20 protein-coding genes are annotated in these 25,341 nt (G+C 52.5%); 9 read left to right on the top strand and 11 right to left on the bottom strand.

All coding sequences use genetic code 11. From position 1 onward, the window contains the following. Nucleotides 1-19: 19 nt before the first annotated feature. Nucleotides 20-2,098, bottom strand: a complete 2,079-nt coding sequence (locus L1D43_RS08520; RefSeq protein WP_239850753.1) for a bifunctional 2',3'-cyclic-nucleotide 2'-phosphodiesterase/3'-nucleotidase — start codon at nt 2,096-2,098, stop codon at nt 20-22. Nucleotides 2,099-2,412: 314 nt separating this feature from the next. Beyond that, entirely contained in the window at nt 2,413-4,593 is a 2,181-nt protein-coding gene (locus L1D43_RS08515; RefSeq protein WP_239850751.1) for a M3 family metallopeptidase, read from the bottom strand. Nucleotides 4,594-4,855: 262 nt separating this feature from the next. Between L1D43_RS08515 and L1D43_RS08510 the strand changes: the two genes are divergently transcribed. Both L1D43_RS08510 and L1D43_RS08505 read left to right on the top strand, forming a co-directional pair. Then, nucleotides 4,856-6,559 carry a dipeptidase gene (locus L1D43_RS08510; protein WP_239850749.1) on the top strand — a complete coding sequence of 568 codons (1,704 nt, stop codon included), beginning with the start codon at nt 4,856-4,858 and terminating at the stop codon, nt 6,557-6,559. A gap of 331 nt (nt 6,560-6,890) precedes the next feature. Next, on the top strand, nt 6,891-8,462 hold the full coding sequence (locus L1D43_RS08505; RefSeq protein ID WP_239850747.1) for a PAS domain-containing methyl-accepting chemotaxis protein: 1,572 nt from the start codon (nt 6,891-6,893) through the stop codon (nt 8,460-8,462). A gap of 260 nt (nt 8,463-8,722) precedes the next feature. On the opposite strand, the gene ggt is transcribed toward L1D43_RS08505, so the two are convergent. After that, nucleotides 8,723-10,453: a gamma-glutamyltransferase gene (gene ggt, locus L1D43_RS08500; protein WP_239850745.1), complete on the bottom strand. Its 1,731-nt coding sequence runs from the start codon at nt 10,451-10,453 to the stop codon at nt 8,723-8,725. 238 nt (nt 10,454-10,691) lie between these two features. On the opposite strand from ggt, the gene L1D43_RS08495 reads away from it, so the two are divergent. Then, nucleotides 10,692-11,915 carry a GNAT family N-acetyltransferase gene (locus tag L1D43_RS08495; RefSeq protein ID WP_239851105.1) on the top strand — a complete coding sequence of 408 codons (1,224 nt, stop codon included), beginning with the start codon at nt 10,692-10,694 and terminating at the stop codon, nt 11,913-11,915. Nucleotides 11,916-11,963: 48 nt separating this feature from the next. On the opposite strand, the gene L1D43_RS08490 is transcribed toward L1D43_RS08495, so the two are convergent. The 3 genes from L1D43_RS08490 to L1D43_RS08480 form a co-directional block, all read right to left on the bottom strand. Further along, a complete protein-coding gene (locus L1D43_RS08490) occupies nt 11,964-12,581 on the bottom strand; it encodes a LysE family translocator (RefSeq protein ID WP_239850744.1) in 618 nt (205 codons plus the stop codon). 132 nt (nt 12,582-12,713) lie between these two features. Then, entirely contained in the window at nt 12,714-13,754 is a 1,041-nt protein-coding gene (gene hppD, locus L1D43_RS08485) for a 4-hydroxyphenylpyruvate dioxygenase (RefSeq protein WP_239850740.1), read from the bottom strand. 91 nt (nt 13,755-13,845) lie between these two features. Next, nucleotides 13,846-15,006 carry a homogentisate 1,2-dioxygenase gene (locus L1D43_RS08480; protein WP_239850738.1) on the bottom strand — a complete coding sequence of 387 codons (1,161 nt, stop codon included), beginning with the start codon at nt 15,004-15,006 and terminating at the stop codon, nt 13,846-13,848. Nucleotides 15,007-15,160: 154 nt separating this feature from the next. Here L1D43_RS08480 and L1D43_RS08475 point away from each other — a divergent pair, with 154 nt between their 5' ends. Continuing rightward, nucleotides 15,161-16,066, top strand: coding sequence for a LysR family transcriptional regulator (locus tag L1D43_RS08475; RefSeq protein ID WP_239850736.1), 906 nt, complete (start codon nt 15,161-15,163; stop codon nt 16,064-16,066). A 36-nt stretch (nt 16,067-16,102) separates the two neighbouring features. On the opposite strand, the gene L1D43_RS08470 is transcribed toward L1D43_RS08475, so the two are convergent. Next, a complete protein-coding gene (locus L1D43_RS08470) occupies nt 16,103-16,462 on the bottom strand; it encodes a hypothetical protein (protein WP_239850735.1) in 360 nt (119 codons plus the stop codon). Nucleotides 16,463-16,715: 253 nt separating this feature from the next. Here L1D43_RS08470 and L1D43_RS08465 point away from each other — a divergent pair, with 253 nt between their 5' ends. After that, nucleotides 16,716-17,096, top strand: a complete 381-nt coding sequence (locus L1D43_RS08465; protein ID WP_239850733.1) for a DUF6508 domain-containing protein — start codon at nt 16,716-16,718, stop codon at nt 17,094-17,096. Nucleotides 17,097-17,117: 21 nt separating this feature from the next. On the opposite strand, the gene L1D43_RS08460 is transcribed toward L1D43_RS08465, so the two are convergent. Further along, nucleotides 17,118-17,345: a PGPGW domain-containing protein gene (locus L1D43_RS08460; RefSeq protein ID WP_239850731.1), complete on the bottom strand. Its 228-nt coding sequence runs from the start codon at nt 17,343-17,345 to the stop codon at nt 17,118-17,120. 140 nt (nt 17,346-17,485) lie between these two features. Between L1D43_RS08460 and L1D43_RS08455 the strand changes: the two genes are divergently transcribed. Continuing rightward, entirely contained in the window at nt 17,486-18,259 is a 774-nt protein-coding gene (locus L1D43_RS08455) for a transporter substrate-binding domain-containing protein (RefSeq protein ID WP_239850721.1), read from the top strand. A gap of 91 nt (nt 18,260-18,350) precedes the next feature. On the opposite strand, the gene L1D43_RS08450 is transcribed toward L1D43_RS08455, so the two are convergent. Further along, entirely contained in the window at nt 18,351-18,758 is a 408-nt protein-coding gene (locus L1D43_RS08450) for a YccF domain-containing protein (protein WP_239850719.1), read from the bottom strand. 229 nt (nt 18,759-18,987) lie between these two features. Here L1D43_RS08450 and L1D43_RS08445 point away from each other — a divergent pair, with 229 nt between their 5' ends. The 3 genes from L1D43_RS08445 (at nt 18,988) to L1D43_RS08435 (ending at nt 23,870) form a co-directional block, all read left to right on the top strand. Beyond that, nucleotides 18,988-19,926 (top strand): 1-aminocyclopropane-1-carboxylate deaminase/D-cysteine desulfhydrase, encoded by a 939-nt coding sequence (locus L1D43_RS08445; RefSeq protein ID WP_239850717.1) that lies wholly within the window; start codon nt 18,988-18,990, stop codon nt 19,924-19,926. Between the two features lie 1,266 nt (nt 19,927-21,192). Then, nucleotides 21,193-22,806, top strand: coding sequence for a mechanosensitive ion channel domain-containing protein (locus L1D43_RS08440; RefSeq protein ID WP_239850715.1), 1,614 nt, complete (start codon nt 21,193-21,195; stop codon nt 22,804-22,806). Between the two features lie 110 nt (nt 22,807-22,916). Further along, nucleotides 22,917-23,870, top strand: a complete 954-nt coding sequence (locus tag L1D43_RS08435; protein WP_239850713.1) for a chemotaxis protein CheV — start codon at nt 22,917-22,919, stop codon at nt 23,868-23,870. 130 nt (nt 23,871-24,000) lie between these two features. On the opposite strand, the gene L1D43_RS08430 is transcribed toward L1D43_RS08435, so the two are convergent. Together L1D43_RS08430 and L1D43_RS08425 are read right to left on the bottom strand one after the other, a co-directional pair. Beyond that, nucleotides 24,001-24,654, bottom strand: a complete 654-nt coding sequence (locus L1D43_RS08430; RefSeq protein WP_239850711.1) for a hypothetical protein — start codon at nt 24,652-24,654, stop codon at nt 24,001-24,003. 57 nt (nt 24,655-24,711) lie between these two features. After that, complete coding sequence (locus L1D43_RS08425; protein ID WP_041511125.1) at nt 24,712-25,071, bottom strand: DUF2750 domain-containing protein; 360 nt, start codon at nt 25,069-25,071, stop codon at nt 24,712-24,714. Nucleotides 25,072-25,341 lie beyond the last annotated feature (270 nt).

Genomic DNA, 25,341 nt, shown 5'->3' with positions numbered 1-25,341 from the left:
AGGGTGTTTTTTTACCCTATTATTTGGCAACAGGTTCGCTGGTGAGATCTATGCGGTAGACCGCAAAGCCCAATGCATCGGGCTCGGCCAACTTCTGCATCTTACGCAGCTGGTTATCGTTAATGAACTTGTCGGCCTTGTCGCTGTTTTGGGTCTCGAAGCGAATATCCAGCGCCACCTGAGTGCTGATGGTCTTGAAGTCCCAGTTGTAGTCGGCTCTTGGGTCGACCATGCCGTCATAGCCGCCCTGATCGTTTGGCTTGGACTGCTCTGTGATATAGGCTGCCAGTGCCTCGCGGTTGGTGTCTGGCAGTTCCATCACCACATAATCAGAACCCGTACCGGCAAACTTGCCGCCAAAGGCGCGGTAGTTGTTAGAGGCTACGATAAACTCCTGTGCGCTTAGGGCCTCGCCGGTGATCACTTCGCCTTCTGGTGTGGTGTAGGCAAGATCGACGATGCGCTGGGCGTTCTCGTTGCCGGGAACGAGAACGCAATCGCGGTCAAACTTACTCGGCTGGGTGACATCTATCTTGTAGGTCACGCCGTCGATCACATCGAAGTTATAGGTCGGATGGCCGTTCCAGTTGATCAGTGACTGAGGTTCGCTGGAGTTAGGGTCGATCTGGTTAAACTGGTTGGCACTACACTCGAGCCAGTCTTTGAGCTCGACGCCTGTGATCTTCACCGCCACCATAGTGTTAGGGTAGAGGTAGAGATCGGCGGCGTTCTTAAAGGTGAGGTTGCCGGCATCGACCTGAACAAACTGCGAGGCATCTGCCTCGGTAGCGTGACGCCCACCTGCCTTGAATGGCGCCGCCGCTGATAGCACAGGGATCCCCTGTAGAGACTCTGGCAGTTTGGCGCTGACCTGCGCAATCTGCGCGTCAGAGACTATCTGTACCGTTGGGTCATCCTGTACCAGGGTCAGGAAGCTATACATGTCCGCGGCGGCGACACCTATGGGTTGATCCACGAAGGCGAGGGTGCCTTGATGCTCAAGTTCGACCGCATCGTGAATATCCTTATCGGCATCCACTAGGGCGACCTTGTTGGCACCATCATAGATGGGACGCGCCTGGGTTTGGGCATCGGTCACCGACCAAGTGCCATCTTTGAGGGTCAGTTTTAGATCTACCACACCCAGGTTATCGCCCCAACGACCGGGCATAACGGCGGCCACGCCGTTCAGCAGGCCCTTCTCGACATCGGTATTAGGCAGATCGGCATAGTTGGCGTGGGGGAAGATAGAGTGGCTATGGCCAAACATGATGGCATCGATGCCTTCGACATTGGTCAGGGCGAAGGTGGCATTTTCTGCCATGGCGTCCCCTGGGTTTTCCGTCGAGCCGATACCCGAGTGCGGAATGGCGATGATCACATCGGCGCCCTCGGCCTTCATCTTAGGCACAAATAGCTTAGCGGTCTCTATGATATCTTTGGCTTCCACCTTGCCGGTAAGATGCTGCTTGTCCCACAACATGATCTGTGGCGGTACGAAGCCTATGTAGCCTATCTTGATGGTGTGTTCACGGCCCTGGGTATCGACGACCACTTTTTCCTTGATCAGGTAAGGGGTAAACAGGTTGTCGCCTTTCTTGATGTCATTCCAGCAGTCATCGGCCGCGCAGTAGACGTTGGCGTTGATATAGGGGAACTCGGCGCCGCTCAGGGCCTTTTCGAGAAAATCCAGGCCATAGTTAAACTCATGGTTACCTATGTTGGCCACCTCATAGTCTAAGGTATTCATCGCCTTGTAGGCGGGATGAACATCGCCTTCCTTGAGGCCTATCTTGGCCATGTAGTCGCCCATTGGGCTGCCCTGCAGCAGGTCGCCGTTATCGACCAAAACGAAGTTGCTCACCTCTTTACGGGCGGCGTGGATCAGGCTGGCGGTGCGCGCCAGGCCTATGGTGGGATCGACCTTAGACTGGTAGTAGTCATAGTCCATGATGTTGGTGTGCAGATCTGTGGTTTCCAGTACCCTGAGCTCCACGTTTGCCGAGGTGATCGTATCTTCATCATCGTCGTTCCAGCTACAGGCGGTGAGTCCGATACTCGATGCGATAACCACGGCTAATAGTTTTTTATTAAACATATCCATCAATCTCTATTAATTATTGTTTGACCCCGAAGCCACTGTTGATTTCAGTTGGGCTTCATCAGTGCGGCAATACCTTGGTAAGACGGTTTTTTCGCCAGCCCAAGCAGGAGTGCCACTTGGCGAATTATAGAGAGATGAAATGTAAAAACTGTGACAGTAAGCCACTGTTTATGTGACAGTTTGTATCGACTTGCTATAGGTTGGTGACCCCTTGAGCAGGTTGAAGATAAATTGCACAACCTCGTGGTTTGATGGAATAAAAAAGCACGCCGGAGCGTGCTTTTTGTCTATTGATGGGGGCTTGTCGCTTACTTGGCTAGCAGGCCACGACTGCGAAGCAGTGGCTCGATACCCGCTTCCTTGCCGCGGAACTGTTTGTAGAGCAGCATAGGATCTTCGCTGCCGCCTTGAGACAGCACATTGTTTCTAAAGGCGTCGGCGGTTGCCTTGTCGAAGATACCGTTCTCTTTGAAGGCCTCGAAGGCATCTGCACCCAGGATATCAGACCAGAGGTAGCTGTAGTAACCGGCGGAGTAACCGCCAGAGAAGATGTGTGAGAAGTAGGTGCTGCGGTAGCGCGGTGCGATCTCCTCAATCAGGCCCATCTTGCTCAGGGAGTCGGCTTCAAACTTGGCCGCATCCTTAGGCTCGACGTCACTCAGGGTATGCCAGTCGAGATCCAGCTTGGTGGCCGCCATATATTCTACCGTGGCAAAGCCCTGGTTGAACTTGCTGGCTGCCTGGATCTTCTCAACCAGAGATTGAGGGATCACCTCGCCGGTCTTGTAGTGCTTGGCAAATTGCGCCAGCACTTCAGGCTGGGTCATCCAGTTTTCCATCACCTGTGACGGGAACTCTACATAGTCACGTGGTACAGAGGTTCCTGCCTGTGAGCGATACTCAACATCAGACAGCATGGCGTGCAGGGCGTGACCAAACTCGTGGAACAGGGTGCTTGCCTCATCGAAGGTCAGCAGCGCCGGCTCGTCGCCCACTGGACGTGGGTAGTTGAGTACGTTAACGATAATCGGCTTAGACTCGACGCCGTGCATTCTATATTGCTGGCGGTAGGAGTTTGCCCAGGCACCGCCACGCTTGCTGTCGCGTACATAGTAGTCGCCCAGGAAGATCGCCATCAGAGAACCGTCTTTGTCATACACTTCCCAGGTACGTACCTCGTCGTTGTACTTAGGCAGGTCGGTGCGTTCTTTCACTGTGATGCCGTAGAGACGGTTGGCGGTGTAGAACACACCCTTCAAAGTGTTTTCCAGCGAGAAGTAGGGACGGGTTTCCTGCTCGTTGAAGCTGTATTTGGCCACACGGATCTTGTCGGCATAGTACCACCAGTCCCACGCGGCTAGCTTGAAGTTTCCGCCTTCTTCGTCGATCAGCTTCTGCATCACGGCAACCTCAGCCTTGGCCTGGCCAAGTGCGGCAGGCCAGACCTTGTCTAGCAGGCCGTAGACGTTTTCGGGGGTCTTGGCGGTGCGCTCTTCCAGCACGAAGTGGGCATGGCTCTTATAACCCATCAGTTGAGCACGCTCGGCACGCAGGGCCGCCATCTGAGCCAGGATCTTCTTGTTGTCGTGGGCATTGTCATTGTTGCCACGCTCGATGTAACCCTTGTAGATCTTCTCACGCAGCTCGCGGTTGTCGGCATAGGTGAGGAAAGGGGTGATAGACGGACGCTGAGTGGTGAATACCCATTTGCCAGAATGTCCCTTCTTCTCAGCGGTTTGCGCGGCGGTGTTGATCACATCCTGGGGCAGACCTTTGAGATCGGCGGCGTTGTCGATCACCAGCTCGAAGGCGTTGGTTTCGGCCAGTAGGTTGTCGCCAAATTCCAGGCTCAGCTTGCCGATCTTCTCGTTCAGGGCTCTGAGTTTAACCTTGTCGGCATCGCTCAGGTTAGCGCCGCCACGGGTGAAAGACTTGTAGGTATCTTCCAGCAACTTCTGCTGGGCCGTGTTAAGCGCCAGGCTGTCACGCTGATCGTAGACGGCCTTAACGCGCTTGAATAGCTTGTCGTTGAGCAGGATATCGTCACCGGCGGCAGACAGCATAGGTGAAACCTCTTTCGAGATCGCCTGTAGCTGCTCATTGGTGTCGGCACTGGTCAGGTTGTAGAAGACGCTAGCCACCTTAGTGGTGAGATCGCCAGAAAATTCCATGGCTTCGATGGTGTTGGCGAAGGTAGGGGCGGCTGGGTTGTCGATTATGGCCTGGATCTCGGCCTTATGCTGAGCGATACCCGCCTTGAAAGCTGGCAGATAGTGCTCTGGCTTGATCTTGTCAAAATCTGGCATGCCCAAAAAGGTGTCGTAGGGCTTAAAGAAGGGGTTGCCGGCGTTGTTGTCTATGATGCGCTGCGCAACCACATTGGGTGCGACTTCCGCTTCCTGGCTGCTGCCACTTTGGGCGCTACAGCCGCCTAATGCGATGGCAAGTGCCATGGTGGATACGATTGGCTTGAGGGTCAATCCCTTCATATTCAAATCCCCGATGATTAATTTGTTATAGGCTACGATCTGGTGTCGTAACTGAGTTTTGTTGCCGAAAAGGCTGCGGATATCCGAACTTAACTTGCCTGAGTTTGGATATTAAAACGCTCATTATCATGGTTCTGACAGCTAAATCTATCGATTTTGTGTTTTGTTTGTAACAAATGTTTTGAATTGCCTGTTTTTGCATCCTAAATGGATGCATGTGTGGCAAAATGCGTCAACCTGACGTTAATAATGATAATAAGAGATGACCCTTAAATTCCCCTTAAACCCTGTCGGCGCCATGTGTCTGCTATTGACCAGCACGCTTTCTTTGGCCGCTCCCCAAGTCACTTCTCTGGCAAACTTAAAAGTGGGTTCAGAAGTCGCCCCTGCAGTGGGCTCAAGCGTTGCCCAGGCGCCCGGCGTCTCGCCGCTGGCCGAGGAGATCGCCGACTATGCCCTCAGCACCTATGGCGAGCAGACCATAGCGGCACTGTCGACCCTGATCCCCTTTAAGACGGTGGAAACAGAGGGGATGACGCCGCTGACCCACCCCGAGTTTATCGGTTTCAAGGCGCAGTTAAAGTCTTTGAGTCAGAGTTTGGGGCTAGATTATAGCGATCAAGGCTATGTGGTGCTCATCGGTCTGGGGGAAGGGGAGCAGAAACTTGGGGTGATCACCCATGGTGACGTGCAGCCCGCCGACGCCAGCTTCTGGCAGCAGGACCCCTTTATTCTGGATCGTGAGTCTCAGCCTGGTTACCTGATTGGCCGCGGTACCGAAGATGACAAGGGGCCGATTGTCACGGCTATGTACGCCATGAAGGCGATTAAAGACAAGGGAGTGGCGCTTAACCGGCGTATCGAACTCCTGGTCTATCTGGCCGAAGAGTCAGATTGGGCGCCGCTGAAGGCCTTTTTGACCGAATTTACTCCCGCCGATATCAATATCACCATAGACGCCGAGTACCCGGTGGTGACCGCCGAGAAGGGCTGGAGTGAAATTCGCCTGACTATTCCTAAGATGCCCAAGACGCCCAAGATGCCTAAGGATGGTAAAGCAGCCTCTGGCGCGTCGGCCAGCTTAGATAGGTTTTCTGGCGGCGCCTTCGACAGTCAGGTGCCCCAGCAGGCGGTGGCCAAGATCTCTGGGCTAGATAACAAGACAATCGCCGCTCTGAAGGAGAAGGCCAGCAACCAGCAGGGGATGAAGTATCAATTTACCCAGGAGGGAGAGGCTATTTCCATCACGGCCCTTGGCAAATCGACCCACTCCTCGACCCCAGAGGCTGGGGTCAATGCCGTGACCCATCTGGCCGAGCTGCTAAGGGGCATTCGTTTTGCGCGCAGCGAAGCGTCGCTCACGGCTGAGTTTATCCAGCAGATGGTGGGGTTAGGACTCTATGGCGAGCAGTTTGGTGATATCGCCTATCAGGACGATTTCATGGGCCCGATGACGCTGGCCGCCACCCTGGTTAAGCCCAACGAGCAGGGGACAGAGATAGTGCTTAATCTAAGGCGCCCCGTTGGCAAGACGCCTAGCCAGCTGGATCTCGAGACCCACAAGGCGCTTGAGGGCTGGCAGGCGCAGCACCAGGTGGCGCTAACGGGTGTGGAGACCTACTGGGGAGAGCCCAAGCTGATGGATAAGGCGCCGCATCTGCAGACCCTGCTGTCGGTATTTGGTCACTTTACCGATACGCCATCGCCTAAACCTGTGGCCATCGGCGGGTCGACCAACAGCAAGCTGTTTCCTAATGCATTAAGTTTTGGCCCGGCCATGCCAGAGGTGGAATATACAGGTCATAGCGAGCACGAATTTATCACCGAGGCGCAGTTTATGCTCAATTTGCAGATGTATACTGCCGCCTTCGTCGAGCTGGCCGCCTCAACCGAACAGCTATCCGAGCATGCTAAGCAAGGGACTGGGCAAGCGACTAAGACCGGGGCGCAGCGCACCAGCGATTAAGGCTTGCAAAATAACCTGACTATTTTTAAGGTAATTTAGTCTTTGTTGATAATTATCAATGACTTTTTAATTGCGTTAGATAAGCTTAGCTAGGGGCTGTTGACCTTTCCTGTTTGTTTTTGCAGCATTTTGTAGGCGATTTATACAAGGCAGAGTCCGTGTAGTGTAGTTATTCTACAGAAACGGGCGATAACACAGTAGAAATGGCCTACAAAAGCTGCCCGAAGGGTTCATCTAAATGCGCCTTGAGCAATACACGTTTAAATAGAACAAAAAGTAAACCTGAAAGATAAACAGACCCTAATGTCTTTGTACCCAGAAGAACAATAATATGAAAAATAACCAACCTGTCACACAGAAAGAGAAGGTGTTCGCAGACGACACTATCTTATTGTCGACCACAGACCTTAAGGGCAAGATTAAGTACGCTAATGCTGGCTTCACTCAGGTGTCCGAGTTTACCCAGGATGAACTCTACCGTCAGCCCCATAATATCGTGCGCCACCCTGACATGCCGTCGGCGGCATTCGAGTCCATGTGGTCGCGGCTCAAGCAGGGTAAGCCCTGGATTGGCATAGTGAAGAATCGCGCCAAGTCAGGCGATCACTACTGGGTCAATGCCTATGTGGCGCCCGTGCTGGAAGGCGGTGAGGTGCACGAATATCAATCGGTACGCAGAAAGGCCACCCAGGCGCAGATTGATAACGCCCAGGCCATCTATGGTGCATTGAATGCCGGTAAACAGCCCAGTGCCCTTAAGGCGGCGCGTCTCGGGTTTGCCAAGCGTCTGGGGCTGGTCTTGCTGCTCAGTCTCGGCCTGGCGGTCGGCCTAACAGGCTACTCGCCACTGCTGGCGCTGCTGGTGGCCGCGGGGGTCGGCCTGACGGGTCTCTATCTGACGCTTAAGCCATTTAACGCCCTGGTTAAACAGGCAAGCGACATTATAGACGATCCCTTGGCGACCGCCGTCTACTGTGGGCGTCAGGATGAGCTGGGTAAACTCGGTTTTGCCCTGCAATACCTGCTGACGGAAACTGGCGGCGCCGTAGGGCGCATGGCGGACTCGGCCGAGTCGATTCAGTCGCTGAGCGTTAGCCTGAATGAGACCATCAGCCATACCCGAGAGCGGGCCGACGGTCAGAGTCAGCAGACCAGCCAGGCGGCGACGGCGGTGGAGGAGATGAGTGCCAGTTTCAACGAGGTGAGTCAGAATATTCAACTGGCGGCCGAAGAGATGTCCATGAGCCATGAGGCGGCCGAGAAGGGCCATGAGCTGCTGGTCGAGGTGATCAACGCCATCAAGGGGCTGCATCAGGAGGTGAGTAACTTCTCTGCCGTGGTGGCCTCAATCGAACAGGACAGTCAGGAGATCAACGAGGTGCTGGAGGTGATCCGTGGGATTGCCGAGCAGACTAACCTGTTGGCGTTAAACGCCGCCATCGAGGCGGCCCGCGCCGGCGAGTCGGGTAGAGGCTTCGCCGTGGTGGCCGACGAGGTGCGCCAGTTGTCGAGCCGTACCAGCGAATCAACCAGCCATATCGAAGCGATTGTCAGTAAGTTCAGAGACAGCACCCTCAAGGCCAGCCAGACCATGCAGGCGGGTCAGCGTCAGGCGCAGCACTCGGTTGGCCTGGCTCAGCAGGTCGATGCCTCCTTCGAGGAGCTGCGCGCCTCCATCGACAGGCTCAATCAGATGAGCGATGCCAACGCCGCGGCCATGAGCCAGCAGACGGCGGTGGCCAGCGAGATCAGCCAGTCGATTCAGTTGATCAACGAGCTGGCCCTGGCCAGTCTGCGTCAGACTCAGGATGCCGAGGAGCGGGGAGAGCAGATAGCGCGCCTGTCGGCTAAGACCCATCATCTGTCTCAGCAGTTCTGGCGTCAGAGCCTGCGAATGAAATGAAAAAATGAGCTTTAAGAAATGAGTGTTAAGAAATGAATGTGAAAAAGGGAAGCTAAGCTTCCCTTTTTTTGTTGTTTAGCATTAATCGTTTATCGCGTTATATCAATCACAGTAAACATGTGATCAGAAATAGCGCAGGAAAAACGCTTGAGAACAAAGCAGGATTTTTAGATAAGTAGTTATTCTACAATTAAAAATACTAATACAGTTATCGAGCGTTTTAACAAGCTAGAATGATCAATTATTTATTACGATTGGTATTAATAGCCTGCGGCAGCACTGCCTGCGCGGCGGGGATCTGAGGCGCCAAACAGCCCCTCGTCGGTGATCATGATGGACTGGGTCGAGCCCATGGCATCTTTCACACTCACCTTATGGCCTCTCGCCTCTAGCAGCGAGATGGTGTCACGATTGAGGCTCTTCTCCACTCGCAGTTCGTCCGGTAGCCATTGGTGATGTACGCGGCTGGCGTAGCTGGCCTCGGCGATGTTGAGTCCATGATCGATCACATTCATGATGATCTGCATGGTAGTGTTGATGATGCGTGCGCCACCCGGACTGCCGGTGACGATAAAGGGCTTGCCATCTTTCATCACTATGGTGGGACTCATGGAGCTGAGCGGACGTTTGCCGCCTTCTACCGCATTGGCATCGCCGCCGATCAGGCCGTAGCCGTTAGGCACGCCGGGTTTGGCCGAGAAGTCATCCATCTCGTTGTTAAGCAAAATCCCCGTGCCTTGTGCCACTAAGCCGGAGCCATAGCTGAAATTCAGGGTATAGGTGTTGGCGACGGCGTTGCCCCACTTGTCAACCACTGAGTAGTGGGTGGTTTGCGGGCTCTCGTAGCCGCTTAGCTTGCCAGGGGCGATCTCGCTGCTTGGGGTGACGCGGTTGATAGCGATCCCCTTGGCGCGTGATTTGGCATAACTTTTACTTATCAGCGTGTTAACCGGTACCTCGACAAAGTCGGGGTCGCCTAAGTATTCGCTGCGATCGGCGTAGGCGCGTTTCATCACCTCGGCCATCAGATGCAGGGTATCGGCGGTGTTATGGCCGAGCTTAGCGATGGGGTAAGGCTCGAGCATGTTGAGCATCTCGATAATGTGTATACCACCGGATGAGGGCGGCGGCATGGAGATCACTTGGTAGCCGCGGTATTCGCCCTGGACGGGTTGACGCTCGACCACACGATAGCCTTTAAGATCATCTAAGGTCATGATACCGCCGGCCTGGGTGACGCTGGCAACTATCTTCTCGGCTGTTTCCCCCTCATAGAAGCCCTTGCTACCCTGTTGTTTGATCAGCTTGAGTGAGTGGGCCAGCTCCTTCTGCGTCAGGGTGTCGCCTATGTCGAAGTTGCTGCCATCGGGGCGGTAGAAGATTGCCTTCGAGCTCGGCCACTGGGAGATTCGGCGTTTCAGTCCGGCAAGCGAGGTGGCCAAATCTGCGGTGACGCTTATGCCTTGTTCGGCAAGTTTAATGGCGGGCTCGATCACCTGCGCCATGGTCATGGTACCGTATTTCTCAAGCGCCAGTTCCATGCCCATGACGGTGCCGGGAACGCCGACGGCCAGGCCATGTTCGCGGCTGAGCTTAGCCACCGCATCGCCATTTTCGTCGAGAAAGATATCCTTGTGGGCACGCTTAGGGGCAACCTCACGATAATCGATGGCAACAGTCTTGTTACCCTCGGCTAGATGTACCAGCATGAAGCCGCCACCGCCTATGTTGCCCGCCCTTGGCAGGGTAACCGCCAGGGCAAAACCAACGGCGACCGCCGCATCGACCGCATTGCCGCCTTGCTTGAGAATATCGACGCCCACTTGTGTCGCGATCGCTTCTTGGCTGGCTACCATGCCATGCTTGGCCCAGATGGGTTGTACCGTGGCGCTGTGGCTGTAGATGGAGGTTTCTGTGGCCTGGGCAAACTGGCCTGCAACGAGTGGCAGGCTGAGGCTGATGGCAAAGAGAAGGCTTTTTATTGGGTGCACACGGCTTCCTTAGTGTTAATTGAAATAATCGCTTTAAGCGTAATAAGAATGTTGAGCATAATAAAAGTGTTAAGCTACTGCGTCATGTAGCCAGCTTTTCAATGTGCCGATTATGATAGTTGAAATCAAGCCATCTTTTAAGGAGATTGATTTGGAGCGAAGCGAAACGGCGTCATCATTTTCGATTCAAGCGGTAAACCAGATTTCGCTTATTGATGAGGGGGTATGGGACGCACTGATGGGCGAGACCAATCCCTTCAGTCGTTATGGCTTTCTCCATGCGCTGGAGCTCAGTGGTTGCGTGGGAGAGCAGACTGGTTGGCGCCCCTTGCATCTGGTGGTGAGTGAGGTTCAATTCGAAAGCTCAGACGAAAGAAACGATAGCTTAGATGAAAGAAGCGACAGCCGGCTGGCTCCCAACAAGATACTGGCGGTGATGCCCCTCTATCTCAAGAGCCACTCCTACGGCGAATATGTGTTCGACTGGGCCTGGGCCCAGGCCTATGAGCGTCACGGATGCGACTATTACCCTAAGCTGGTCAACGTCATCCCCTTTACCCCAGTGACCGGGCCGCGCATCGGCCTGAGAGAAGGCCTATCCGATGCACTAAAGGCCAGATTGATCGGCGCACTGGGTGAGTATCTAGACCAGTTCGCTAAAACCTGCTCGGCATCGAGCTGGCACAGCCTGTTTTTAGCCGAAAACGAGCGAATTACCTTAACCAAGCAGGGGCATCTTGAGCGCCTCGGCACTCAGTTTCATTGGTTTAATAAAGGTTATCGAAGCTTCGATGATTTTCTCTCACGGCTGACCAGTCGCAGGCGCAAGTCGATCCTCAAGGAGCGCCGGACCCTTGCAAACGCTGGGCTTAGGTTTCGTTTCATCGAAGGGCCAGATATCACAGCGGCAGAACTTAATCATTTTGTGCATTGCTACCAGCGCACCTATTACAAGCGATCCGGTCATCAGGGCTATCTAAATGCCGCCTTCTTCGACGCCCTGGTGGAGAAGATGCCGGGATGTGTACGCCTCTTGATGGTGGAGCGTGTGGCTCATAATACGTCTCTTGATGAACAGCATCAGGATAACTGCCAACAGGCCGATAGCCAATTGGAGGGGGCAGTCGTCAAGGTTGCGGCGGCGCTCTATCTTGTCGGCCAAGAGTGCCTCTATGGCCGTTACTGGGGCACCCTGGAGGAGATAGCCGGGCTGCATTTCGAGGCCTGCTACTATCAGGGGATAGAGTATGCCATCGCCAAGGGGTTTAACAAATTTGATGCCGGTGCCCAGGGCGAGCATAAGGTGCTCAGAGGGTTTGAGCCGGTGACCACCTATTCGGTGCACGAGATCTTACACAGTGATTTTCGCCGCGCTATTGCCGATTTCATCGAGCAGGAAGCGCAGGCGGTGAAGATCTATATGAGTGAGCTTGAGGCCATACTGCCTTTTAGGCGCCGCTAACGGAAAAAGGGAAAAAAGATGGTCTTTGCTAGTGATCGCAATTACCGATTAGCCCAGGGCTAGCCAGAAACCAACCCCTATCATCAATGAGCCCGCGATGCGATTAAGCCATTTGATGTTGTCACCCTTGGCGAGAAACAGCTTGAGCGACTTACCGCCGCTGGCGTAGGCCAGCATGCTGACAAATTCGGTCATCATGATGATCGCTAATAACAGGCTCAGCTGCGGTGCCACGGCGCGCTCGACATCGATAAAGGGAGGCAGCAGGGAGATCATAAAGGCCCAGCCCTTGGGATTGGCGATGGCGGTAACAAAGCCCTGTGAGATCAACGCCTGATTGCTGATCTGTGTGCTTTGGTTATCGAGGCTTGCCATCTTGCCCTTGGCGCGCCACATCTGAATGCCGATATAGCCAAGATAGGCGCCGCCGACCCACTTCAGCACCTCGAAGATCTGTGGGTAGTTGAGCATCATGGCGGCAACGCCCATCACGGCCGCAACGGCCACCAGGGCAACCCCGGCCAGTTCACCTATCATCATCCACAGGGTGCGGCGCACGCCTATGCTCATGCCTAGTGTCATCGCCAGGGTCATGCACATGCCTGGGGTAATGGAGACAAAGAAGAAGGTTGGCAGAAAAACGGCAATGAGAATATGTTCTGACATCTGATTGTGAAAGTCGCGACTTTGGTAAATGATTCGGCAGGCTAGTGTAGTGATTTATCGCTTCGCTGCAAAGAAAAAACCAGCCTAGATGGCTGGTTTCTTTATGTCGCGCTATGTCTAATCGGCGTGGGTTTAGAGTACGCCGCGACGCACCTGATCGCGCTCAATCGATTCGAACAGGGCCTTGAAGTTACCTTCGCCGAAGCCCAGGTTGTTCTTGCGCTGGATGATCTCGATGAAGATAGGACCAAACAGGTTCTTGGTGAAGATCTGTAGCAGATAGCCATTCTCGTCGCCGTCGACCAGGATCTGGTGATGCTTGATACGCTCTCTGTCTTCGGTCACCTGTGGCAGCTTGTCGAAGATGGTGTCGTAGTATTCTGGGATGATGTCCAGGGTCTGAATCGAGCTGCCTTCCATCGCATCCAATGAGGCTACGATGTCGCGACTGCGGAACGCCAGATGCTGTACGCCTGGGCCGTCGTATTCTCTTAGGTACTCGTCGATCTGGTTTCTGTCATCGCCTTTACCTTCGTTAATTGGGATGCAGAAGCTGCCATCGGGAGAGCGCAGCGCATAAGAGATCAGAGCCGTCTGCGAACCCTTGATGTCGAAGTAGCGCACCTCGGTAAAGCCGAAGATATCTTTGTAGAAGTTTGACCAATGCTCCATGGTGCCCTTGTAGACGTTGTTGGTCAGGTGGTCGACTTCGATAAAGCCTTTCTCTTGTACGATTTCAGGATTTTCAAGATCGACAAAGTCGGTGGCGTAGATGTTGTTGTCCGCGCCGAAGGTGTCGATAAAGTAGATCAGGCTATCGCCGATGCCGTAGATGGCCGGATAGGGCAGGTCTTTCACCTCATCACCTGCAGGCTTGGCGCCACGGGCAACCGCACCCTCGAAGGCGAATTTGGCATCTTCTACGCGCCAGCCCATCGAGCTGATGGCTGGTCCGTGCTTCTTGGCAAATTCGGCAGAGAAGCCGCTTTTTTCATTGTTCAGCAGGAAGTTGATATCGTTTTGCTTGTAGTAGACGATATCTTTTTGCTTATGCTTCTTCAGTTTAGAGAAGCCAAAGTCGATGAAGACCTTGTGCATAAAGTCGAGCTCTGGGGTGCAAAACTCGGTAAATTCGATGCCCAGTAATCCCAGTGGATTTTGTTCGCTTGCCATGTGAGTATCCTCGTTCAATTTGTTACAACCACAGTCATTCTTTGGTGACTTGTCTGGCTATTCATTGTGATTCGGTGTGTGCCGAACGGTATTAGTCTTCTAACCAAGAGCGGTTGTAGTCCTTACTCATGCAACCTTGTACATGTTGGGTTAGCTGCAGTGGGGCGAAGGTGTCGACCATCACTGCGTATTCATAGGTCTCTTTCTTGCCTACCGAAGCCTCGGTGCGGCCAGGTTGTGGTCCGTGTGGTACCCCTTTCTGATGCAACGTCATGTAGCCGGCCTCGATGCCAGTGCGGCTCATGAAGTCGCCGTCGACATAGTAGAGCACTTCGTCGCTGTCGATATTGTTGTGGTAGTAAGGCGCTGGGATCGACTGGGGATGGAAGTCGTACGGGCGCGGCACAAAGTTACAGATGACGAAGTTGTGGGCGGTAAACACCAGATGATCCGACGGCGGCAGGTGGATCTGACCTACCTTAGGGGCGTAATCCTGAATGTTGAAAGCCCAAGGGTAGACACAGCCGTCCCAGCCCACGAGATCGAAGGGATGCCACTCAAGCTGTGTCAGCTGATACTTGTCACCAAATTTACACACCAAGGGGAAGGCGCCTTTCTCGACCACGGCTTCTTGCAGGCTAGGAACGCGGATGTCGCGCTCACAATAGGGAGCGGATTCCAAAAGCTGTCCGTACTCGTTTCTGAAGTGCTTAGGCACCTCCACCATAGAGAAGGCTTCGATCACAAACAGGCGAACCTGCTCATAGTCATCAAATTTAAGCTGGTAGGTGGTTCCGCGCGGGATCACCAGGTAATCCCATTTCTTAACCTCGAGTACGCCATATTCACTGTATAGCTTGCCCTGGCCCTCATGGACGAAGATCACCTCGTCGGCGTAGGCGTTACGGTAAAACTCTTCGGTGTCTTGAGTGACCTTGGCGCTGTACATGGCCACGTCATTGTTGAAAAAAATCTTATTACGCGCCGAGTAGAAGTTACCCTCGCGATCGGCCAGCTTAGCGTCCAGCTTATAGTTCTGGATCAAGGTGTCCTGCCAGGTGTGGCCATGGTCAACCTCGAACTGGCTCACCTCTAACGCCTTGGTCGGCATGTTGTGGTGATACTTGTTGGAATAGATGTTGGAGAAGCCATGGGTGGAGAAGAGTTCTTCCCGGTAGAGTTCACCATTGTCTTTCTTGAAGGTGATGTGGCGTTTATGGGGGATCTCCCCCTGTCTTACATAAAATGGCATGGCTTCTTTCCTTGGGTGCTTTAGCGGGCACACTTATGTTTATGTGATCTAAGTAACAATTTAGTTGCTGGCATGAGCAAAAAAAAGAATAATAAATAGCTTAACTCAATCTAAAATTTAGATGGTTGTCATTTGTTTACACCGAGGATGTGAGATGAAGATCGATGTGGAAGCCTTTAGGGTATTGTCGATTCTGGTCGAAGAGGGCAGTTTCTCCAAGGCGGCTGAGCGATTGCACAAGGCCCAGTCGGCGGTGAGCTACCAGGTCAAGAAGCTGGAACAACATCTGGGTGTAAAGCTTTTTTGTCGGGATCAGTATCGCGCCGAATTAACGCCTGAGGGCAAGGTGATCCTTGCCGAGGGTAAAAGATTGCTGCAATACCTTGGCAATATTGAACATTTGGCCAGCCGTTTCAGCGAAGGCTGGGAACCTAAGCTCGAGCTGGTGGTAGATGGCTCCCTACCCATGGAGCCTATCATGCGGGCGCTTAAACGTGTCTCTGAGCATAAGATCCCCACCAAGATCCAGCTCAACATGGAGTTTCTCGGCGGGGTACAGCACAGATTCGAGCGGGACAATGCCGATCTCATGTTGGTGAAAGACTATCGTACCGGGCCCAACTATCGGCCGCAGCCACTGCCGGACATCAACAGCATCTTAGTGGTGAGTCGGGAGCATCCGCTGGCGAGTGCCAGGGAGCTGAGCCTGTTTGAGTTGCTGCAACATGTGGAGCTCACCATAGAAGACTCATCGCCGGGTAAGATCCACAGCGACGAGCTGCAATTTGGTGGTGATAAGGTGTTTTACCTGTCAGGCTTTATCATGAAGAAGAATGCCCTGTTGATGGGGCTGGGATTCGGCTGGATGCCTGATTTTCTTATTAAAGAGGAGCTGGCCAGTGGTGAGTTACAGGAGCTGGATTTTCTCGGGGGCAGTCGTTACAGCTTTACGCCTCAGTTGGTGTCGACCATGGAGCGCCCTCTGGGGCGCGCCGGTCGCCTCTTTACCTGCCTGATCTTGGAGGAGTTTAACCTTTACCAGGAGGCTGCTAAAGGGTAAGCTTATCCCTTGATACTGTCTAGTCGTAGATATTGTCTAGTCGTTAATAATATCTAGGATACGACGAGTCTTGTCGTGTAGCTTAATGAAGGTGCCATCGACATCTATGGTGATGTTGCCGTCACGGTCGATAGGCACATGGATCTTGCCGCGATCATAATAGTCATCGGACAGGTAATCGCCCTTGTGCAGTTTCTTCTGCCAGCCCGGTGGTAGCGGCTCGCCGCGGGCCACCTTCTTCTGCAGTCCTGGTGGCAGGCTCTTCTCGCTATGGCTCTTATTGACATGGCCCTTAGCGCCATGATCATGCTTGTCGTTCTTGGCCAGGGTCAGCGGCGAAAAGCCGATAGATAGGCCAAGTAAAACCAGGCCAAGGCCAGTGGTGTATTTCTTCATCTAGTCTCTCCTGCGCAATCAATGCGTTTGCTCGTAGCATAGGGATTCCCCCTCATAATGTCTAGCCAGTCAGAACCTTCCAGGTGTTCAGCTTATATTCAGCACGGCTTGGCTAGGGTGAAGCTATACCGGCTCGTAAATCTTAACTATACCGGCTCGCAAATCTTAACAATGGAGCATGCTAATCGTTCGTTAAGCGCCGGAGCACAGGATCTATAAGGCCAAAGCTGGCCTGAGGGTTAAGGAGTAGGATATGAAAAGCGCAATATCTTTGCAGATAGCCAATCTCTATGCTCAGTACGCTGCGCAGTTCGCATGTGGTGAGGTCGCTAGCAATCAGATGATGATGCAAGCTTTTGTCGAGCAGCTTGCCAAGCAAGGTGTGTTACTCGACACTCTCAATTGGCAGGAGTGGTATCAAAATGCCCACCTGGTCGATAAGCCTGACTATATCCGTGAGGCGAGCCTTTATCAGTGCCGTCTGCTGCTAACCGCCATGAGCCGCCTGGAGCGTTTCAGTCGAGGTGTACTGGAAAATATGCGCAGGCAAGGGGTGTTGCTCGCGATTCTTGAGCGGCTCAATGTGCTCAGTCACCCTGAAGGAAACCTGGGGTTTGGCATTGCCACCGCTTAGCGGCGACAAGTCATAAGCTGTCTATCGGCTATAACGCCAGTCGCGCACCTTGCCATCGAGCCAGGCTGCGCTGCGCCCCATCTGTTTTTGGCTCTTCTTTAGCCAGGATCTCGCCCAGGGATATTCTAAGCTCAACACGGCCAGGCCGATTGGTAGCAGTAGCCAGGCCGGCCCGGGTAACACCAAAAGCAGCAATCCAACCAGACAAAGTGTACCGCCAATGACGGTGATCAAGGTTTTTCTCAGCATAGACACCTCAAATATCCAACCTTCTCTCCTATACTTGTTTTGCATGATGTTGCGCAGCTATGCCAGTGAAAATGTGTAACAAAAGGATTTCTCACTGGGCAAGGAATGCCATCAGGCGGCGGTTTTAAGGGGGAAGAGGGATGGTGAGAGAGACACTTCTTAACCTAAGTTGGGGACGAAATGGGCTGTTTGTCCTGCTGTTGATCAGTTGTAACTTGGTATTCTTTCCGTTGCGGGCCGATACCCTAAAGCTCTCTTCGTTAAACTGGCCACCCTATTCGGGACCGACCCTTAAGGACGGTGGTGCCTGTGTCGTGGTCGCTCGTGCGGCGCTTAATGCCATGGGCCATGAGCTTCAGGTGGATTACTTTCCATGGAGCCGAACCGTAAGGGTGGTGAGCCGAGATGACTCAGGCTATCAGGGCTATTTCCCCGAATACCATCATCCCACGGATAAGTTTGTCTTTTCCGATTCTATGGGCGAGAGCCCCCTGGGGATCTTAGAGCAGAGTAGACATCCCATTACCTGGTCGCGGCTGCAGGATCTCAATGCCTATACCTTGGGGGTGGTCAGGGACTATGTAAATACCCAGGCCCTGGATGAGATGATCGCCTTAGGGACTCAGCCGGTAGAATTGGTGAGCTCGGATGAACACAACATCAGAAAGGTGGCTACGGGGCGAGTTCAGGGGGCGGTGATGGATCTCTATGTCTATCTATACCTGGTAGAGCAGCCTCATCTGAGCGAGCTTAAGACGAGGCTGCAATTCAACAAGCAACTGCTGGAATCGAAACGTCTCTATATTGCCTTTAGAAATACCCCCGAGGGGAGACGGTGGCGGGAGATCTATAACGCCGGCCTTGCACGAATCCAAGTCGAGCAGATCTTAGAAGTCTATTTGCAAAGCCTGTAGAAGAAAGTCTTTAGTTGACAGCCTTTGGTTCAAAGCCCAGCAGGCGCCTCAACCCCAGGTAGGTCTCGGCGCCTTAGGCTAACGATGATAATTACGCCTTAGCGGTTATTGTCTGTCCTATTGGCGTCAGACTCAGCAGGGCCAATTTGAGGTGCTGGATACCAAATGGGATCCCTATGATGGTGACGAAACAGGCCAGCGCGTGAGTGATATGGCCGATGGCCAGCCAGATCCCAAACAGCAGGAACCAGACGATATTGCCGACCATGCCCAGGGGACCTGTGCCAATGTCATCTACCCCTTGCAGCGCCCGGCGGCTGATATTTTGTTGACCGAAGGGCCAGAAGGCCATCTCACCGATGACGAAACAGGCGCGGCCGAAGGGGATGCCTATGATGCTGATAAAGCAGAGTAGCCCCGCCAGCCACCAGGCCAGCCCCATTACGAAGCCGCCTAAAATAAACCATGCAATATTAAAGATTAAGCGCAGTAGTGCCATCGAATACTCCTTGTTTCTGAGCTTATAGAGCCGCAAAGGCGTTCGCCTTTGTTTAGATTTATCTAGTCCTAAGCGAAATCCGTGCCATATATTAAGTGTATGTTTTTATATGTATTTGATGGTGGGGTTTTTTAGGTTAATGACATATTATGCCAAAAGTCGGTCAAATTACGCATTTGACGTTAAAAGGTGTAAACTCTGGCCCTTAGTTTAACTCTTACTCCTCATCATGAAGCTTAGCCACACTCAGGTAGATACGGTTTACCTCGGGCAGCACAAGGTCTACGTGAAGCGTGACGATCTGCTCCATCCAGAATTTTCCGGCAACAAGGCGCGCAAGTTCGCCTACTTCCTCGATAACGACTTCCCCTTGGTTAAGCAGCTGATTGGTTACGGTTCTCCGCAGGCCAATTCGCTCTATTCCTTGTCGGCGCTGGCAAAACTAAAGGGGTGGCAGCTGGATTTCTATGTGGACCATTTACCCAATTATCTGACAGAGCACCCCTGCGGCAATTACCTCGCCGCGTTAAATAATGGCGCCAACATCATAGATCTCTCAAAAAAGTCGGATCGAGATGGATTGGATAGCGAAGCCTATATCAGGCAAAGGGTGTTGACGGGCGGCGATGAACAGCTGTTTGTGCCGGAAGGCGGGCGCTGCGCCTTTGCCGAGCCGGGCGTGGCCCAGCTTGCCCGCGAGATAGCCAGCTGGAAAAACGTACAGCCACTTAACGAGTTAGTGGTGTTCCTGCCTTCGGGCACCGGCACCACGGCGCTCTATCTGCAGAAACAGTTTCTAAACCAAGACCCCAGCATCAGCGTACTGACCTGCGCCGTGGTGGGGGGCGATGAGTATCTTAAGAAGCAATTTTTTGAGCTTGAGCAAGATGAAGCGTTGCATCCTCAGATTGTTCCGGCCGCCAAGCGCTACCACTTTGGCAAGTTGTACTCTGAGTTTTACCAGATGTGGCATGAACTCAAATCGACGGGGATAGAGTTTGAGTTACTTTATGATCCCCTGGGCTGGTTGTGTCTGAAAAGCTGCTGGCAACAGGGGTTAAGTAAGCCAGTGCTCTATCTGCACCAAGGGGGGCTGTTGGGTAATCAATCTATGCTGCCAAGATACCAGCGTAAATATGGTGAGATATTTGGTGAGTTAGGGGAATGATTAATGTCATTTGGCCAGGTGGGTACCTGTGAAAGGGGTACAACCTGAGCCAAATGTTACCTGCTGAGTCGTTGACGAATGGGGTCAATCCTACTTGTTGCCTTAGCAACCTTCGATACGTGTGAGAGGAGGTGTATCGAATAGCGTGGGGTTTACTTGTTGCTTGAGAGCAACCATTTCATAAATTGCAGGGCGTCGGTGCGCTTAGCAAAAGTTTGTTTATTTTTTCCTAGACTATCGGTGAAAGCGATAGAGGATTTGTTGACTGAAATTGAGTCCACCGGAAAATTTACCGTGATCTCATGACCGTTAATTTTGTACGACATGGGCCATACTCCTTATTGCTGTGACTGCCTCTTGGCAGTAAAAATTTACAAATAATAGATCCTTAGCTGTTGCGAAAGATGAATTAAAACCTTTCTGAGACTACCCAGCCTTATGTAAATAATCAAGTGATCTGCCTTGCTAAAGCCGTTGTTTGCGCCCGAAATGGGGGCTTATCACCGGATTGGACACAGTAAATCATCAATAAATGACAATAGTGTGACGAAATAGCTGCGAGTTGTTGGATGCGATGACGATGCAATGACTTAGAGTCTAGCGATGCAAAACTAAAGGCAGAAAACTAAAAGCAGAAAACTAAAACCAGGGTACTGCAGAAGTCGAGCATTATAATCCTGGCCGCGTACTTGTCAATATTTAATCAATTCCGACCTTTGGGCATTTAGACTTGTTTGCGCTGCTTTTGTTTCTTGCAACCTACCTAGCTTATTTCTACTAGGTTATCGCCAGTCAGCTCAGTCTGGCAGGACGATACAGGATTAAATGAAACCATCTGTAAACTATTTCAAAAACAAACAGAAAAGATAAACGGTTATTAGGGACTGTTGATCTTTCAAGTTTAATTTTTGTTTAATTTAAACGCGTTTTGCGCGAGGCGAGAGTCATGAAGCATAGTTACTCTATGTGAATGGCGAGCAACAAAGAAATCGTCTGGAACGATTTCTAACAGCAGCGCTGACCGCCCACGGTGAAAGGCAGGAAGCCTTTCATAAAGTGCAGCGCGCGTTTAGGTGAACACGTTGGGCAGTGTTCGTAGGCCATTTCTACGGCGTTATCACCAGTTTGTGTAGGATACTACACGACACAGGCTCTACCTTGTATAAATTACTTTCAAACTGCTGCAAAAACAAACGGCAAAGATCAACAGGCCCTAGGAATAATGCTAATATTTCTAGGCGCTTGTTAACAATTGAGGGGGCTGGGATGCGCTTTGTTGTTTGGTCGTTAATCTGGGTGGTGAGCTTGTTTGTCGGTAGTGCCTGGTGCGCGGCGCCAAATAGTCTGGTGGGTGCGTTAACCGATGCTGCTGCCGACACAGGTCAGAGTCAATTTGTTCGCTCGGTTGAACATTATGAATATAAGGATAGCCTGCAACGTGACACGCCAAGGGGCACAGTCGAAGGCTTTATGGCGGCCGTTTATGAGCAAGATTATGAAAAGGCGGCAGAGTATCTGGATCTGCGTTACCTGCCCGAGGGGATGTCGGCCAAACGTGGTGCCGAATATGCCAAGCAGCTGCAGCTGATCATAGAGCGAAATCTCTGGCTCGACTTAGGCCAGCTTAACGATACGCCACTGGGTCAGGATAACGATCAGCTGCCTGCCTACCGGGATCTCTTTGGCCGGGTGGCGTTGCAAAGCGATCAGATAGCCCTCTATCTGCAACGTGTGCCCAGTGAAGGGGGCACCATCTGGAAGGTCTCTAACGCTACAGTGGCTAAGGTGCCTAAACTCTATGAAAACCTGGGTTATGGTCCTGTGGCAGAATGGTTTGTTAATCATGTCCCCGAGGGGCGCTGGTTTAACGTCAACCTGTGGGAGTGGAGCCTGGTTTTGGCTTACCTTATCACCGCCTTTATGGTGATGGTGCCTGTGACCTGGATAGTTAAGCGGGTGATCCTGCTGACTAAGCATGAGCTTAAAGAAGAGCTGGCCTACATAGTGGCCGGGCCGCTAAGGTTTTTGGCGGCCGTGTTACTGGTCAGAGCCTGGGTGTCCCATAGCAGCATCTCACCCGCCGCTATCGAGATGATAGATACAGGTTTTTTGCTGGTGTCGGCTATCATCTGGTTCGGCTGGAGTGCCATGGGGATCTTCCATCAAGGCCTAAAGAAACGCTGGAAAGAGCAGGGCAAAGATCAGGCGGCATCCTTGCTCAGGCCTTTGACCAATTTCCTGCGGGTGATCTTTGTGATCATGGCGGTGCTGTTATGGCTGGAACACCTGGGCTTTAACGCCAGCGCCATCATCGCCGGTATGGGCATAGGGGGCATCGCCATCGCGCTCGCCTCCAAGCAATCGATAGAAAACTTTATCGGCACCATCACCCTCTATTCGGCGGCGCCGATTAAGGTGGGCAACCTGTGTAAGTTTGGTAGCATCAGCGGCACGGTCGAGGAGATAGGCCTGCGCTGCACTCAGATCCGCACCCTGGACAGGACGCTTATCCATGTGCCTAACGCTAAGTTGGTGGAGATGGAGATCGAGAACATCTCCCAGCGTGAGAAGATCCGTTTCAAGGCGGATATTCGTCTCGATTATGCGGTGACTACCTCAGAGCAGCTCAAGGCGATTGTCGCCGAGATTAAAGCCATGCTCGAAGAGCATGAACTGGTGCTCAAAGAGCCCCTCAGGGTCACCTTTAAGGGCTTCGGTCTCCATGGTCTTCAGGTCAATGTGCTGGCCTATATCGGCACCAAGAGTTTTCCCACCTTTCAGTTGGCATCGGAGGAGTTACATTTAAAAATCATGGATATAGTGGTGAAAAATGGCTCTCGCATCGTGCCGGTGGCACCGGTTGCATTGAATAATGGATAAACTTGTTAAAGCTGTGATCTCTGGGTCTTGATGTTGGCTAGAAATCCGGGGATCATGGCTATAATTAATGGCGAATCGCGTCAATCACATCAGGACGTAGTGAGAATTGTATGGCTAAAGTGCTAGAGAGTGTCGATCAGCGTACTCAGTTGGTTGGCGAAAACCGTCTCGAGCTTCTGCTGTTTCGTATCAATGCGACGCAGCTTTTTGCGATCAATGTGTTTAAGGTCAAGGAGGTGGTTAAGCTGCCAAAGCTGAGCGCCTTACCCGGTAGCCACCCCAGCATCAAGGGGGTCGCCAACATTCGTGGTACCTCGATTCCCGTCATCGATCTGCGCAGCGCCATCGGCTTTCAGCCCATGAGCGAGGATCAGGAAGCCAACCTGATCATCACCGAATATAACCGCAGCGTGCAGGGGTTTATGGTGGGTAAGGTCGACCATATCATCAATATGACCTGGAGCGACATCATGCCGCCGCCCAAGAGTACCGGCAGCCATAACTACCTCACCGCGATCACTAAGGTGGAGGTGGATGGTGCGACTCGCTTAGTCTCCATTATCGATGTCGAGAAGGTGCTGGCAGAGATAGTCCACTATGATATCGCTATCTCTGAGGGTGTCTTAGACCATGCGCTGGTTGACAAGATGATGGGGCGCAAGATCTTGATTGCCGATGACTCTGCCACGGCCCGCCGTCAGGTGAAAGACACGCTCGCCCCGCTGGGTATCGAGGTGATAGAGACCTCGGATGGCCTGCAGGCGCTTAACTTATTGAAGCGTTGGTGTGACGAGGGACGTGATATCAATCAAGAGATACTCATGCTGATCACCGACGCCGAGATGCCGGAGATGGACGGTTATCGACTCACCTATGAGGTACGCAAAGACAAGCGGATGGCCAACCTCTTCATTACTCTCAACACCTCACTGAGTGGCAGTTTCAACAATGCCATGGTGGAGAAGGTAGGATGTGACAGGTTTATCTCTAAGTTTCAGCCGGATCTGCTGGTAGATGTGGTACAAGAGCGTCTGCGCACCCAATTACCCGAGCGGGAAACTTAACCCCAATTATCCTTTATAAGCCTAAAGCCTAAAGCCTAAAGCCCTTGGCCTGGCTTTTAATTATCTTTGCTGCCGTTTTGATGGGCTATCGCTATCGACGATGACTTTTAAAAAGGCATTAGGTTAAAAGCTATGCGTCATCGAGCAACTGCTCGGCAAGGATATCCCTTAGCACCTGGCGTTTTACCGCCGCGGTAGAGACGATATTGATCCTGGCGATACGCACGGCGTAGCCGAAACGGTCGCGGCCGACGGCGGCGATCAGCTGATGCAAGAAGGCCTTATCTAGCCCCAGCATCTTGGCGTAATGTTCGACGGCCTTGGCCACAGAGGAAAATTGCATTCCATCGAACTCGAAACCGCTGCCGTAGCCTGCGGTTTCAAGCGGGATCCCCTTGAGGCTAAGTGGCCAGGGGGCAACGCTTACCCTGGCTTTTGCCACCTGATACATGAACCAGGCACTCTTCTTAAAGCCTTCGAACACCTTACAGCTAAAGTCCGCCTCTTCGAGCTCCTCCTGCGTCCAGTTTTCGCCTATGGCCAGATGTTTGGCATAGCGGCGCATTAACTCATCTTTAACTGCGCTGTGACAGTCCCAGATGGAGCTGAGCGGCGCCTTTTCGGCGATCTGCAGACACTCTTTGCAGGCGGGAACCGCTAACGAGGGGTGAGGGCAATGGCCCAAGGCGTGATAGTCAAACTGATGAGCACAGGGCTCGGCGCAAAACCAGCAGGTGTGACGCCTGTCGAAGGGGATGTCGACTAAGGGTAGGTCCGCAGACAAGGGCTATCCCCTGTCTGCTACTTGGTATAAGCGCATATTAAAGTGCAAGCTTTGGGCTTACTCTTGCTCTATGTCGACCAGGCTCTTGGCCAGAGTGATAGGGTCGAGCTCCAGGCATTCCTGCTCGGCGACCCAGTCGATACCTACTAATACGCCGTCATCGTGCAGATCTTGAATCCAATACTCGAGCAGCTCTTCCAGTGGAATGGGAGCCGGCTGATAATCTTGCCATTCTTCAGTGCAGTGTACCTTGGCCTGTGCTTCGCTAGACCACAGCGGCATCACATCCGTCTCTTCATATTCTGACGAGTCACACACGACCCAACCTTCGCCAGTTTCATCTTGCAGGCCCCAAACGGCTTGCTGCTCTTTTACGTTGTCGATAAAGCTTGCTAAAACGGGACTATTGTCTGTCATCTTAGTGTCTGTCATGTGAGTTCTCTTAGAGTGGGTAAAATCGAGCCCATTATACGCGATGTGGCTAACGAGCCAAGCGATAGGTGACCCGAACAGTCCACTATTTACCCGCTCACGGGACAAACTGGTCGTAGTTCGAATAATTAATCATAAATCATTTAGTATAAGTGCCTCGAGTCGTTATCATGTCTGGGGAAGGTCTGGTTTCTTGCCGGCTGCAGATCATTAAGTTTCTTATTTTTTAGCCGTTTTCTCTTGGAGTCTCTATTT

It is taken from the genome of Shewanella sp. Isolate8, assembly GCF_022398495.1.
GTDB lineage: Bacteria > Pseudomonadota > Gammaproteobacteria > Enterobacterales > Shewanellaceae > Shewanella > Shewanella aquimarina.
Note: the sequence above shows the minus strand (reverse complement) of the source record. Positions and strands in the feature narration are given on the sequence as shown.